14 protein-coding genes are annotated in these 13,533 nt (G+C 64.0%); 7 read left to right on the forward strand and 7 right to left on the reverse strand.

Going from position 1 to position 13,533, the window contains the following annotated elements; genetic code table 11:
* Positions 1-926 precede the first annotated feature (926 nt).
* Positions 927-1,127 (forward strand): hypothetical protein, encoded by a 201-nt coding sequence (locus LuPra_RS20310; protein WP_110172439.1) that lies wholly within the window; start codon positions 927-929, stop codon positions 1,125-1,127.
* Between the two features lie 519 nt (positions 1,128-1,646).
* Entirely contained in the window at positions 1,647-2,720 is a 1,074-nt protein-coding gene (locus LuPra_RS20320; RefSeq protein WP_110172441.1) for a ferritin-like domain-containing protein, read from the forward strand.
* A gap of 12 nt (positions 2,721-2,732) precedes the next feature.
* Here LuPra_RS20320 and LuPra_RS20325 read toward each other — a convergent pair whose 3' ends face one another.
* The 4 genes from LuPra_RS20325 to LuPra_RS20340 all read right to left on the reverse strand — a co-directional run bounded on the left by LuPra_RS20325 (position 2,733) and on the right by LuPra_RS20340 (position 5,504).
* Complete coding sequence (locus tag LuPra_RS20325; RefSeq protein ID WP_110172442.1) at positions 2,733-3,158, reverse strand: DUF1036 domain-containing protein; 426 nt, start codon at positions 3,156-3,158, stop codon at positions 2,733-2,735.
* A gap of 395 nt (positions 3,159-3,553) precedes the next feature.
* Complete coding sequence (locus LuPra_RS20330; RefSeq protein WP_157899465.1) at positions 3,554-4,243, reverse strand: hypothetical protein; 690 nt, start codon at positions 4,241-4,243, stop codon at positions 3,554-3,556.
* A gap of 26 nt (positions 4,244-4,269) precedes the next feature.
* Entirely contained in the window at positions 4,270-4,854 is a 585-nt protein-coding gene (locus LuPra_RS32595) for a hypothetical protein (protein WP_110172444.1), read from the reverse strand.
* Entirely contained in the window at positions 4,851-5,504 is a 654-nt protein-coding gene (locus tag LuPra_RS20340; protein WP_234800482.1) for a catalase, read from the reverse strand. Before LuPra_RS20340 ends, LuPra_RS32595 begins: the two co-directional genes overlap by 4 nt.
* Positions 5,505-5,843: 339 nt before the next feature.
* Between LuPra_RS20340 and LuPra_RS20345 the strand changes: the two genes are divergently transcribed.
* Positions 5,844-6,089 carry a VOC family protein gene (locus tag LuPra_RS20345; RefSeq protein WP_157899468.1) on the forward strand — a complete coding sequence of 82 codons (246 nt, stop codon included), beginning with the start codon at positions 5,844-5,846 and terminating at the stop codon, positions 6,087-6,089.
* 354 nt (positions 6,090-6,443) lie between these two features.
* Here LuPra_RS20345 and LuPra_RS34615 read toward each other — a convergent pair whose 3' ends face one another.
* Positions 6,444-6,557 (reverse strand): PEP-CTERM sorting domain-containing protein, encoded by a 114-nt coding sequence (locus LuPra_RS34615; protein ID WP_110174790.1) that lies wholly within the window; start codon positions 6,555-6,557, stop codon positions 6,444-6,446.
* A gap of 6 nt (positions 6,558-6,563) precedes the next feature.
* Here LuPra_RS34615 and LuPra_RS34620 point away from each other — a divergent pair, with 6 nt between their 5' ends.
* A complete protein-coding gene (locus tag LuPra_RS34620) occupies positions 6,564-6,938 on the forward strand; it encodes an LGFP repeat-containing protein (protein WP_110172448.1) in 375 nt (124 codons plus the stop codon).
* Positions 6,939-7,174: 236 nt separating this feature from the next.
* On the opposite strand, the gene LuPra_RS34625 is transcribed toward LuPra_RS34620, so the two are convergent.
* A complete protein-coding gene (locus tag LuPra_RS34625; RefSeq protein ID WP_110172449.1) occupies positions 7,175-7,555 on the reverse strand; it encodes a formylglycine-generating enzyme family protein in 381 nt (126 codons plus the stop codon).
* A 379-nt stretch (positions 7,556-7,934) separates the two neighbouring features.
* On the opposite strand from LuPra_RS34625, the gene LuPra_RS20370 reads away from it, so the two are divergent.
* From LuPra_RS20370 to LuPra_RS20380, 3 genes are all read left to right on the forward strand, one after another.
* Positions 7,935-9,515 (forward strand): M12 family metallopeptidase, encoded by a 1,581-nt coding sequence (locus LuPra_RS20370; protein WP_157899470.1) that lies wholly within the window; start codon positions 7,935-7,937, stop codon positions 9,513-9,515.
* A gap of 127 nt (positions 9,516-9,642) precedes the next feature.
* Positions 9,643-9,852 (forward strand): hypothetical protein, encoded by a 210-nt coding sequence (locus LuPra_RS20375; protein WP_110172451.1) that lies wholly within the window; start codon positions 9,643-9,645, stop codon positions 9,850-9,852.
* Positions 9,853-9,966: 114 nt separating this feature from the next.
* Positions 9,967-11,073 carry a catalase family protein gene (locus tag LuPra_RS20380; RefSeq protein ID WP_110172452.1) on the forward strand — a complete coding sequence of 369 codons (1,107 nt, stop codon included), beginning with the start codon at positions 9,967-9,969 and terminating at the stop codon, positions 11,071-11,073.
* A gap of 130 nt (positions 11,074-11,203) precedes the next feature.
* On the opposite strand, the gene LuPra_RS20385 is transcribed toward LuPra_RS20380, so the two are convergent.
* The gene (locus LuPra_RS20385) at positions 11,204-13,336 is read right to left on the reverse strand and encodes a di-heme-cytochrome C peroxidase (protein WP_110172453.1); all 2,133 of its coding nucleotides are present in this window, start codon (positions 13,334-13,336) and stop codon (positions 11,204-11,206) included.
* Positions 13,337-13,533 lie beyond the last annotated feature (197 nt).

The following is a 13,533-nucleotide window of genomic DNA, read 5'->3' on the forward strand; positions in this document are numbered from 1 at the left end:
CCCACGCCTCCGTCACATCTTCGACGTGGGCGGCTGGTGGCGGTGGACGCCCCCGGGACGGCGAAGTCGAACGTCGCTGCGCCGCTGCGCAGACTCTCGCCCAGGGCGGCGCGCAGGTAGTCGCAGTCAAGCGGCGCGGGAAGCGCGGTCTCCGCCGTGAGCGATAGTGGCGTCACCGCAAACTTCATGACGCAGTCAGAGCCGTGCGAGCCATGTGCCCTCCGGACGTCGGCTGACGACTCCAGCTGGGGCGCTGAAGTAGGCTCGCAGGATCGCTGGAATGCGACTGTGCATCTAAACGCTCCGGGCGCTCGCACCGTACAGGCAGGGTGGACAAGCGTCGAACGCGTCGTCGCGCGACCTGCGGGGCAACACACTCCATCGCCGACTCCGGCGCCGCCGAGCTCACGACTGATGGCGTCGATCACGCTCTCGTCAAGGTCTCGTCCTGTGTCGAGCACAGTTGCGCAGAGGGTGCGTCAAGGCCTTCACCGCATTACCCTCGGCCACGCCCGCGTACAGCTGTCCGTGCCTCCGCGCGAACCAGCTCGGCCAGCCGGCGGCCCTGCGGCCGAACCTGCCGACCACCGGCACCAGCATCCGTAGGTATCGCTCACCGTATTGCCGCCACGCCCAGCGTCGCCGCAATCCCCGATTCGATCGACCGCCTTCCACCCGCCCGCCCCGGGAGCCTGCCCCGGCCTGCGTACGGTTCCAGCCCAGTCCCGAAGTGACTGGGCGGCCCATCTACGGCGAATCGGTCCTGAGCCGCTGGACCCCTTGCCGCGACCGTTTACGGCGTCATGTTGCGGCCGTGTTGGCGCGCCGCGCGGTTCTGCTATGTTACGGACTGCCGGTGCCGCGTTCGCCGGACTGGGAGGTTCACATCGGCCGGGTCTCGTCTGCGCGCTGACCAAGGAGGTGACATGCCAAGAACGTTTGCGGCGACGATTATCACGGAAGTCGAATTCGTCGGGGGGGATTCCGAGTCCGAGGAGGTTAACAAAAAATATCTTGAGCACCTGATGCAAGAACTCGAGAAGGTAGCCAGCAATCTGTCGCTACGGACCATAAAGGACACGCGCGTGACGATGTCCGCCGGTGCAATGATGCGACCTGCACGATGAGGAGCTAACGTCCTGTGTCGTATTCCACAAGGGCGCTGCAGTTCGGCCAGCTTGATCAGAGACAGAGCGAGGGTCAGGCTCGTATCCCTTCACGGGTTTCTCTCTCTTCAGGCCGCGGTCGCACGGATCCCGCCCTAATCGCCAGCGCCGCGCAGCCGTCGGCGGGCATCGTGTCGTCGTGGGGCTCGTCGAGGCCCCACCTGGTTGACAGCTGCCTCGATCCCTACGGTCCGGCCTGGCACCTTGACCGAGTTGCGTTCGAACGCCTCCTTCGCGACCAAGCGATCGCGTCGGGCGCGCGCATCCTGCCCGACACGCGCGTCGTCCACACCCGACGGTCCGCCGCGGGGACGTGGACGGTGACGACGCGGGGTGGGGAAGAAACGTCGAGGCGGGCGGCGCTGCGACAGGGACACGGCACGTCACCGTCACCGTCGTGAGCGACGCGCGAGTTGAGGCAGTTGACCGTGCAGGGGCGGCAGGCGAAGCCGCACGCATGTTGAAGGAGCTAGCGCCGTCATGATCACGCTCAATCAGGCACTGTTCGCCCACCTCCAGCGTCGCGATGATCCCAAGCAGGGGCTCCTCGACGCGGTTCAAGCGGCGGTTCAACTCGAGCGCGCGACGCTGCCGCCGTACCTCTATGCGCTTTATTCGTTGGATCAGGAAAAGAATGGCGTGATTGCGGAGCTGATTCGCAGTGTCTTCATGGAGGAGATGCTTCACGTCGCCCTGGCGGCGAACCTTCTGAACGCACTCGGCGGGGATCCGAGGATTGCGTCCTTCGATACGGTGCCGCGCTATCCTGGCCCGCTGCCCGGCGGCGTCGAGGACGGGGTGGTCGTGCATCTCGCGCCGTTCTCCGACTCACAGCTCGACACGTTCCTGCAGATCGAGGCGCCCGACAACGTGCTGGCGTTCCGGGTTGCCGGCGGCGAGGTCGCCGGCGAGCAGCCGCGCCGGACGATCGGGCAGTTCTACCGCGGCATTCGCGACCGCATCGGTGAGCTCGCCGACGGCGGCGTCAACCTCTTCACTGGCGATCCGGCCAGGCAACTCGCCACGGCGCTCGAGGGCGTCGTCAAAGTCAGCGACGTGGCGTCCGCGCGCGCGGCGATAGACACCATCGTGGAGCAGGGAGAAGGTACCGAGCAATCGCCGTTGGAAGCGGCTGCCGCGACGCTGCCGGCTCACTATTATCGATTCGCGGAAATCAAGAATGGCAAGGAGTTGATTCGCAATCCGGACGCCCATCCGACGGACCCGCCAGAGGCTCAGTTCATCTACGGCGGGGCGCCCATCGTGTTCGACCGAGATGGTGTCCTGCCGCTGCCCACCGATCCCAAGGCTACGAGCTTTGCGGAGGGCTCAGTGGAACGTACCAGGATTGATGCGTTCAACCAGACCTACAGCGCGATGCTCGTCGCGTTGCAGGCGGCGCTCACGGGAGCACCGGCGACGATCTTCGGCGCGGTGAGGCTGATGCGCCAGATGTCACAGCAGGCCGAGGAGATGGCCGCCCTGGGCATCGGTCCGACGTTCGAGTACGGGGCGATGGTCGGCGGACGCTTCAGTTACACGCCGCCGGCCTGACGCTGCCGGCGCTCAGTCGATGCGCACCGAACCGATCCTCCTGACCTGCCCGGGCGACGGCCCCAACGTTACGACCATGCCGTTGAAGGCGTGCTGGCCGTTGTCGGCGTTCTGGAAGTCGAGCCCGACGAAGTTCGGTTGCTGGTTGCAGCCCGTGTTGTCGTCGTAGCACTGGCTGAACGCGACATCACGAATGCGATACCAGCGGTTCCCGGTGCCGTCCCAGGTCGCTCCACCCGAGTTCTTGAACTCCTGGGCGTAGAACGACGCATTCCGGTTCACGCGGCGCAGATCGACGTCCCACAGCTTGCGGGATTGGCCCGGATTGACCGCCCACCAGCCCTGTTTCCGGAATCGCGTGGGGCCGCAGCCATTGTCACCGTATACAAGTGCGATCCATACCGGGTTGCGGTACAGATTCTGGAACTCGAGGGCCATGCTGGCATCCCTTCTGGGCGGGGTCTTACCTGTGGCGGATCAAGAGCTGCTGCCGGCCGGCAGGCTCTCGGGCAACTCGTCGTGCGTGGGGGCCGTACCTGCATCATCGGCGTCGCGGTTCCGCGATGCTGAGGGCGCCTGGCCAGCGGGAGTCCGGTTGTCGGGCGGGTCTCCGTCGGGTGCGATGGGCTTCGGTGTCGGCATGGTCCTGTCCATTTCATGAAAGGGGTTAGTCCTCGGCACTGACTAACTGATAGAGCTCGCCTTGCGTCGCTCCGGTCGTCTATCCGGAGCCCGAATCGACAGCGGTGGTAGCCGGGCGCAGCGTGACAAGTTCGGGCGCCGACGTCAAATCCGGAGTCATTGGAAATTCCCGCCGGTCGCCCACAAGCCGATCAGGCCAGATCACGCTCCGACATGTAGAACTCTCGAGTGGGCACGACCTCGACGGCGACCTTCGCGTTCGCCACGTTCGCCGTCCCGGACACGGCCTTACCCTCGACCAGCCGGCTGGCTACCGTGTTCGCCTTGCCGGTGAAGCGCACGGTGACGCCGTGCCGCAGCTCATCGTCCGTGAACTGACGGCCCCGGATCTCGGCCGACACGACCTGATCGAAATCCCCCTTCCTGGTCAGGAGATGCGCGAGAAAGAGCTCCTTTCCCTTGCCGAAGAGGACGTAGGCGAGACCATCGAGGGGCGTTGGCAACGGGAGGAGTTTCTGGACGAAGATCACGTTGCCGATGGTGACGTCGACAGCAGCGCCGATTGATGCCGGCTCGTCCGGGTATTCGGCCGGCTGCTCGAAATGGCCGCGGAACAGCTCGCCGCTGATACGCTTGCGCTTCGGATCCGGTGGAAAGAGCTCCGGAAGGACAAAGGGATCGGGAGCAAACGTGTACACCCGCGTGTCCGGGTGGCTGTGGCGATCCTCCCTGTAGGTTCGTTGCGGATCCGCCCCGGCCTGGGAGAAGGTGCCCTCGAGGATGGTCTGATAGTCGTGCGGCGACATGAACATGGGCAGGTGATAGAAGAAGGCCGTCTCCTGGCCGAGCACGAGCATTCCGTGGCTGACCGCTCGGTCCACCCGGGCCGAATCGTGGGCGTGATCCGTCATATGCGCGTGCTGATCCATGTGATGCCGCCTTTCGTTGATTGAGACCGACGAGTAGACAGGGTCAGGTGCTTCAACCGGCCTCGTTCCGGGCACCGGTCATGAAGGCGTCGATCTTTTCGCGCGCGGTCTTCCTGACTCGCGCGCACCCGCTCTTCGACGTCGATGGGGAGGCTGCGGCCAGGCAGCTGTTCCAGCTTGTCCTCGAGAAAATCGAATGCGTGCGCGCCCTTTCCGATCGGGCCTACCGCCTGGTCAAACCACTTCCAGAACTCGCAGTCGTCGCGATGCTCGCGGATCAGCCCGCCTTCGAATCGGAACTTAGAGTCGATGCCACATCGCACCGACCTCGTCGCCGTGTAAATCGAAGCCGATGTCGGCGAACTCCACCTCCGGATGCAGACACGACTGCATCGCACGGTAGCACCGGCAACGAAACTCTCGAAGTAACGCCTCAAGGTGCGCGAGTTCAGGTACGTCGCGTCGGGTTCCTGCCGAATCGTCCCTGTCGAGGTGTGGCGCGTGGACGACGGCACCTGCGCCTTGGGTGCGCTGACCGATGACGGTTTGACGAAGTACTTCACGACGTGGCGACCAACTGATATGGCGTCTGACTGAAATACTCCCGAGTCAGTGGAGACGTCGCTGTGGAGAAAAAGCCGCCCAGCGCCGGGAATTCCGTCCCGAGCCGAACCCTGTGCGCCGCGTCCAGAGCCATCAGTTCTGCCTCGGTGCTGCCGGCCTGCATTGCCTTGGCTCGCTCGGCGGCAAGCTCCCTTTTCAAGCCCAGGAATCGGAGGAAGTGCATCGCGTCCCGGGCGAAGAAGACGGGATGGTCCGCCAACACGAAGTCCTGTGTGGTCGCGGCTGCCTCCCCGGCCCTGCCTTCGTTGGCCAGCAAGTCCAGCAGTTTGATCGCCATGCCGTGAACGTCAGGCTTGCGGTCGTCCGATTCCCTGCCGTTCGAGAAGCGAATCCACGCCGGGAAGGAACCGGACGTGCTGAAAATTCCAGCCCGATATGCCTCAGGCACATCGTGCACACGGAATGTCGCCTGCACGACGCCGTGCGTCTTGGGATGCTGACTGCGTACACTGGTGCCGACCTGCTGGTGCACCGCAGCCATCGCGGCGCGAAGCTTCTGAAACAGAACATCGTCTTGTACTGTGGCCAGGGCCGGGCCCGGAGCGTCAGCGTCAAGAGTCATGTGTCGTCTCCAGTCGGTGCGCGTCACTCGGCCCCGGCCGTTGATGCCGCGCGCGCCATGTCGCACGCGTTCCCACAGTCCAATTATTTCGGCTACGGTTATTAAACGCCGGACGCGTCGAAATTGCACACTTCCACGATCAGCCTTTCACCCTCGGGCAACCTGCCGCATTCGTGGCCACGCGGAGTTCGCCCGTGCGTCGGACGAGTTCCCGGAGTCGATGGTCATCGCGCTGCTTCGGCGGAGTGCAGTCGGCATGCCTGATCATCGCCGCGCGCTCAATGCCCAAGGTACACGCGACCTCTGGCAGCCTGGCGACACCTCGCGCAGCGCTGTGCCCAAATGTCCTGGCGCACAGCAGGCATCTTGCTCACCAATGCGGCGTTCCGTGCCGCCCATGGTTTCCAGGGGCCGGTGATGATCTGGCTCAACCTCAACAGCAGGCCTGACGTCGACCAATCGTTCGAGAGGTGGAAGGACGCCGGCGCAACGATCATCGCGGCCGTCCAAGACAAGCCCTGGCAGCTGCTCGAGTTCACTGTGGCGGACCTCGACGGCAATCAGCTGCGCGTGTTCTACGGCTTCAGCCGCGAGTTTAGCGACCGACGCTGAACATCCTGAGGGCGTTCCGGCGCGCGCGCAGCGCAAGGGCACGGCTGAGCAGCATGAGCCCGGGAAGGTCGTCTGGCCGTCTGTCCCATCCGGTCCTCTCGAACGTTCTCTTTACTGAGGCGGACTCGCGTCGAGTGGTCCCGCCGATGGCGCGCAGGTGAGGCAGCGTTCCGGGATGCTGCAGCCCCGTCATCACCTGGTCAATAGTGACGCTCGCCCGGCGGAATCAGTCGTTCGAGGTATCCGTTCTTGACCTACTTGCATTGATCTCCATCCGGTCGGTGACCACGACGCGGGATTAGCTCCATCTCTTTGCTTCGGGCGAACTTGGGCGTGGCGCATAGAGACGAGGGGTCATGCGCTTCGCCTCGCCGTCGACACGGCCAGTGTGCCGGTGCCAAGGAGGATGAATGTGGAGGGCTCCGGAACAGCTGTTGGACAGATAGCACAAGTTGCGGCGCCGTTCAGTTCTTGATGTTGGAACCGTCAACGGACGCTACAGCCCACGGTACAGCGCGCCACGACTTGACGATTCTCACCGCGCTCGACCCCACCTTGCGAAGCTCGTTCAATGCACATTCGCGGGAACGCGGAAGCTTCAATCTACTGGACACCACGTCGGGTGCGCACGAAGTCCGCGGGGCTATTCGAGCACTGTGGACGCGGAGGGCCGCGGAACGAAGTCCCTTGGGCTATCCCATCAGCGACGAATTCTCCACCGGTCGAGGAGACGAGCGGCGCAGCAAATTCGAGCGTGGCTCGATCAGTTGGACAAGCGCTCGCGGTGCTCGTGTCGACGGCGAAGTCGCCATCGATCCTGGCACTGCACTGCATCCCGTCGACGAGTGAATGACTCGATGGCGAGGCGGCGCCGAGCACATGAACGAGATGCGGCTGTGGTCGATCTGTCCCATTGCTGCGGGTGACACTTCGGACCTGCGCGGCGACAATTATGAGATCTGCCGGCAAGAGGCCCACCGGTATTTTCTGCGTCCAGGGAGTCAACACGTTTGCCAAATGAGTCCATGTTCCTGGCCTTTCTTTAGCCCTGCGCCGTCGTGCACTGACGTCTGCTCGCGCTCAACTTATTTCCGTGAGGAGCGTTCGTCGAGTACCCAGCAGTCGCGGAAGGACATCTCGCAGGTGGCAAGTCTCTGTAGGACTTCCGACGGAATGGTTCGAGCCTCCAATGCGACCGCGATTCTGAAGCCCACGTCCGTGTGGCTTGTTTGGACTCCGTCCTGAAGCTGCTGGGAATTAAGGAAGGGGCGAATTTGTGACAAGTCATCCAAATAGCCTCCCCCTCTCAGTTCGGGTGCGTGACCTCTCAGGTACGACCCCCCTATCATTGAGCGAGAGAACGTGCTCTTACCAAGACACCATTCCCACACGTTACCGATGGCGTCCGGGAGGACCACAATGTCACGTCGCCCCGACTGACGAGGCCGCGTTCGTACACCCGCCAGTTCACCACCCGATACTGCGTTGTGTACGTGGGATGCACCTGCGACTTCATCGCACGATCATGCCGTGGGAGGACCGGCAACCCAACAGAAGACCAGCAGCCGTGCACCAACGCCGCTCGCCGATGCCGCCCACCGCCTCAAGGCATACGGACGTCCGTGCGACGACACCTCGCGCGGAAACGTACCGAATGTCGATGAGCACACCTCCGCTGTACGCATCCGTGCGTACCAGCGTTCAGGGATACAGCACATTCGCCGGCGTGATACGTGGGCGGTCGGGCACACGGACCCTCTCTGGAGGGTGCGCTGCCGGAGCGGCGTACGGCCTGCCCCGATCGGCATGTGCACCCTACGTCGGAGCGAAGAAAGGTTTGAGCGAATGGCTACGGAGACATGCACGATCAAGACGGTGCCCACTGATCAGTTGGTTGCAGCCGCCAGCAATGCCATCGAGGTAAATCCCGCCAATGCCACTGTCCCCCAGGCGCTGCAGCGAGCGCTGCCGGACGAGGTGATTCCGCCGGACCATCTGGCGATCCTGACGGCAAAGTACTGGGGATCGGCGGGTGTGAAGCTGACCGTCGGCTTCCTCGACAATCCTCCGGCCGATCTGCGCGCCCGTATCGTCAGCCACATGAATGCGTGGAGTGCCACGGCGAACGTCCAGTTCGTCGAGACGGCCGTCAACCCGCAAGTCCGCATTGCCAGGACGGCCGGGGACGGCTATTGGTCGTACCTGGGCACCGACGTCAAGCTGATTGCCGCCGGCCAGCCGACGATGAACCTGGCATCGTTCACCATGGCCACGGCCGACTCGGAGTTCCACCGCGTGGTGCGTCATGAAGCCGGCCATACGCTCGGCTTCCCGCACGAGCACAAGCGCACGGAGATCGTCAACCGCATCGATCGCGAGAAGGCTATCGCCCACTTCATGGCGACACAGGGATGGTCGCGCGAGAAGGTGATCGCGCAGGTCCTGACGCCGCTCGACACGTCGGCCCTGATCGCCACCGCCACCGCCGACCCCAACTCCATCATGTGCTATTGGCTGCCGGCGTCGATCATGAAAGACGGAGTTGCCGTGAACGGCGGCCCCGATATCAACGCGCTCGATGCGCAGTTCGCGGCCTCGGTGTACCCGAGGTTCGCCAACTGGCAACTGCTGGACAACAATCCCTCGACCGGCGCGATCGCCGCCGATGGAGCGGCGCTGTACCAGATGCACAAGAATGGCCGCATCTGGAAATACACCGGCACGCCGCTGACCGGATGGCAGGAGCTGGACAACAATCCGGCGACCAAGAAGATCGCAGTCGCAAACGGCAATCTCTACCAACTGCACAACAACGGCCGGATCTGGAAGTACGTCAGTCCACCGATGACAGGGTGGCAGGAGATCGACAACAACCCGGCGACAGTGGACATCGTGGCAACCAGCGGAGATCTTTATCAGCTGCACAACAATGGTCGCATCTGGAAGTACACCGGCGTGCCGCACACCGGCTGGCAGGAACTGGACAACAATCCGGCGACGAGACGGATCGCCGCAGCAGGCGGCCAGCTCTATCAGCTCCACAGCAACGGCCGGATCTGGAAATACGTCGGCCCACCGATGACCGGTTGGCAGGAGTTGGACAACAATCCGGCGACCACGAGCATCCTGGCCTCGGACGGCGACCTCTATCAAATGCATGGCAACGGTCGCATCTGGAAGTACACCGGCGTTCCGCACACGGGCTGGCAGGAATTGGACAATAACCCGAGGACGCGGCAGATCGCCGCCGGCGGCGGGCGTCTATACCAGATCCACACTGGCGGAGCCATCTGGAAGTACGTCGGACCACCGCTGACAGGCTGGCAGCAGATTGACGGCAACGGCGCATCGACCAGCATCGCCGCGTCAGGTAACAGCCTGTATCAGCTGCACAACACCGGGTTGATCTGGCGATACACCGGATAGCCGCGTACTCGACGACGCCCTTGCGAGCATGGGCCGCCGCCGTGCCGCTGGTCCTCAAATCAACGTCGACGCGATTGGACCGGCGGCGGTCGCTGCATCCATCGAGCGACCAGCAAGCAGGACTCTGATGGAGATCCGATTGGTCGGCGTGGGACCTGTGTCGCTCGAGGAACTGGAGGCGCGCCTCTCGGCCTACCTGAATGCAGGCGCGCCCAAGCCCGTGCTCGAGGGCACTCTACAGCAACAGCGAGAGGTCCTCGAGCATGTGGCGTCGCGCGGGGATTCGCAGATGAAGTCGGCAGTCGCCAACTATGTCATGCGGGAGTCGAAGGACTAGGCCGCCCTGGGTTGACGAAGCTGGCCAAGGTCCTGGCAACGGGATCTCGAGCGGACCTTGGGTTGGAGAAGTGCCAGTGGGCCGAGCGGGCGCCGGGGGCGCCGAGGAGAGACCATGATTGAACCGTTGAGTCCCGTCGCCGGCGTGGAGAACGTTCCGCAGGGTGAGACCGAGCAGATCGAAGAGATCGCAGGCCTGATGCGCCAGCTGTTGGAGAAGCGCTATGGCAGCGCCCCGCCGTGTCTACGGGGTGTCCACCCGAAAGCGCATGGTTGCGCACGCGCAACGTTGACGGTGAACGCCGATCTGCCAGACGGGTTACGGGTCGGTTTGTTCGCAGACGCCGGAGCCAGCTACGAGGCAGTCGTACGGTTCTCCAATGCCGCGGCGCTCGTTGGCCCAGACTGCCAGGACACCGTGAAGAACGGTGTCCTGGCGGCACGCCAGCACGGCAGTCGTGGGATGGCGGTCAAGATCTTCGGGGTGCCGGGCGAAGGGCTTACCGATGACGAGCCACACACCCAGGACCTGCTGATGGTCAATTTCCAGGTGTTCCCTTTCGCCAATGTCGCGGATTACCTGGTCCTCACTCGCCTCCAGCTCAGGGCCGAATCAGCGCCGCCGAGCGCCCCGAGTGCAACGGCGGGACAGGATGTTGAACCCGACAACGTGAGACTTTTCAAAGCGTTCGGCGCCGAACTGGTCAAGACTCAAGGCGGCGCGCTACGCGCCACGAGAGCACGCGAGATCAGCACGGCCATCCAGAGCAGCGCCATGACCGATCCGGTCTCGAGCAAGTACTTCAGCGCGGCGCCCTTCATGTTCGGGACCGATCGCGTGATGAAGTTCTCGGTCCGACCGGAGGCGCCCGCAGCGGACACGCCGCTCGCTGACACGCTCGATCCCGATTACCTGCGCACGGCACTCGCGAACCGGTTGCGCGCAACGGATGTATCGTTCGAGTTGGCCGTACAGGTCCGTGAGCCGTCACAAGAGGCCGCAATCGAAGACGTGACCCACGACTGGGCGGACGTTGCCTACCAGCCTGTCGCTCGCATCATCACCCCGAAACAGGACACCGAAGATATGGACCTGCGTCAACGATGCGAGACTCTATTCTTCACGCCGTGGCATTCACTGATCGACCATCGCCCGGTCGGCGGCATCAACCGGCTGCGCCTCGCGGTCTACAGGGCGAGTGTGGAGCGGCGACGACAGTAGGCTCGCGCGTCACGTTGGAGTCCTGCGGACTTGGCCGGCGGCGTCGCGCCGGCCGTAAGTGCGCGCCTGCGAAGGCACTGGTCGAAGGGCAGAAGCCGCGGATGTCAGCCGTCACGGCCACAAACACGGGTCAGATTGACTTCAGATATTCGAGGATCGCCCGCTTTTCCTCTGGCGACGGTTCCCGCCCTTGGAAATGCGCGGCGCCGGCGTGACCGCTGCGGCTGTTGCCGTTGTCGTCCACGCCCGACCGGCGCACCGACGTGATCAGCTTGAAACACGTGGGAGGGCGATTCGCCGCGCCGCAGATCGCTTCGCCCTTCTTGACGTCAACGCCCACCGCACGGGGATCGAACTCATTGTGGCCCACCCAGAAACTCTCGGGCCGTGTCTCGGGGAACAGGACCGATTCGAGGGTGGGCCAGGCGCCGTTGTGGCCATAGGGTGAGGTGAACGCGATGCCGTTGAGCGGCCGAGCCCGGTAGACCTTCATCTGCGCCAGCGTCGGCGGCTGCGGCCGTGCTCGGAAGAAGGCGAACTTGTCACGATCGCTTGCCGCGGTCTGCCGATCCGAGTACGCGTCGAGGAAGTAGGAGTCCACGGCGCTGGCAGTCGACCCCGCGAGGAGCATCAAGGTCATCACCGAGCCGTCCGTCCGGCGCAGATCGTTGCCCGGAGTGAGTTGAGTCTTCCTGAGTTTGTCGAATTGCGCGTTCACGATCGCTTGTCCAGCCAACGTCACGTCGCGGCCCTCGAGCTCGGCGATCCGGGCAGCAAGCAACGCCGCCGGGCCTCCGACCCTTTCGCGGACGGTCGCGAGAATCCCATCGCGCATTTTGCCATCGAGGATCTCGGTCGCCCGTGGATTGAGCGTGTAGCGGGAACCCGCGTGAGCCTTGATGAACTGGTCGTCCGTACCCACCTTGTCGAACGGCACCTTGGTGACCCGCCATCCGTATCGAGTCCGACCGAGGTAGCTCTCCGAAACGAAGTGGTTATCAAGGTCACTCGGATCTTCCGTGCCGCCCCAGTTCTCGCCGACGGTGTCCCACTGCGCGCTGAACTTGGCGAGATACGGCTGCGCGTGACACCCCTGGCAGTAGGTGACGAACGCTTTCGCGCCCGCAAGGGCAAGGTTTTCGTCCACGGCTGGGAACTTCGGCGACCACCTGGGACTCTCGACCCAGTCGAGAGCCTCCTCGAGCGCATACAGATTCTTGACCTTGGCTGTCGAGCGGACCCGCCATCGCCCTGAGGAGTCCTTGTACGTTTCCGAGTCGCCGAACACACCGAGGACTTCGCCCACGTTGCGCGTGAGAGAGTTCGATGTCAGACAGTTCGTTTGTACGCACTGCAAGCGCGCCGCGTTCCACACCGGTGGCACGCTCACCGGCACCTGGATGGGCTTGATGCTGGCCCGGTCACTTCCGGCCGGATCGTAAGGCCGCGAAGGGTCATTCGAACTGCCGTACTGGTGCCCGAACACTTCGTTCAGGATGTGGCCAACGGCGTCCAGGCGACCGGGCCCCGCCTCCCGACCTTGTGGCACCTGCCCGCGCTCGCGCAAGCCGTCCATGCGCGCCTGGGCGGCGGCCAGGCGCCTGGTCGCCTTCACTTCGTCCACACCTTTCGCCGCCATCCGCTCGAGGTACCCGGTTCCCTTTGGATCGTGGGAGGCCTTGGAGACCGCCGCGTTCAGGTCCGAGATGAACCGCTCGTAATCGAAGTTCGCTTGCCCGGCGTGGACGAGAAAACGTTCGCCCTTGAACTTCAGGTCGCCCGTGTGACACGCGGCGCACGTCAGGCCGACGTACTCTTGGGTCAGGTCCTTCGCGTGCTTCTCGAGCGGCGTATAACCCTCGCCGCGCCTGTCCTTCACGACGCCGATGGGCAGGTCCAGGGTCTCTTTCTCGCGGCCGCCCAGCTCCTGGTAGTCGTCCGCGTAGAGAAAGCCGTAGGCCTCGAGACTCTGCCTTGCGGAAAAGAGCGTGCCATCCGACGGTCCGGCAATCGACATGAACACGTCGAAGTCGAGCAGGTGTGAGCCCTGCGTGGTGAAGTACCACGTCCGGGCGAGTCCCTGCGCATCCGCGCCCTTTCTCCAGTGGTTGAGAAATCCCGCCTGTGGTACGGCAGACGCGCGTGGTGTCCGGAGCGCTGGCGCGGGCTGCGTGCATGCACCCGCTACCGGTGCCAGGACACAGATGGTGAGAGGCGCTGATCGTGCGACCCGAGAGAGGGCTGAGAAGAGACGGCGACCCATACTCCGAACTCCAGTCTGGAGGTTGGCTCCATGTTGCTCCGCGCCGACGACGGATGCTTGCACGGCCGACCGGCTCGTGACGCCGCTGCCGAGGCATGCTCGGCGGGAGAACGCTCACCATCAGGGCAGTCCCGCGCAGGTCTTGCAGTACGGCTCGCTGGTCCACGCGGAAGTATGGCGAGGCTCCAGTCCGCCTG

It is taken from the genome of Luteitalea pratensis (genome assembly GCF_001618865.1).
GTDB lineage: Bacteria > Acidobacteriota > Vicinamibacteria > Vicinamibacterales > Vicinamibacteraceae > Luteitalea > Luteitalea pratensis.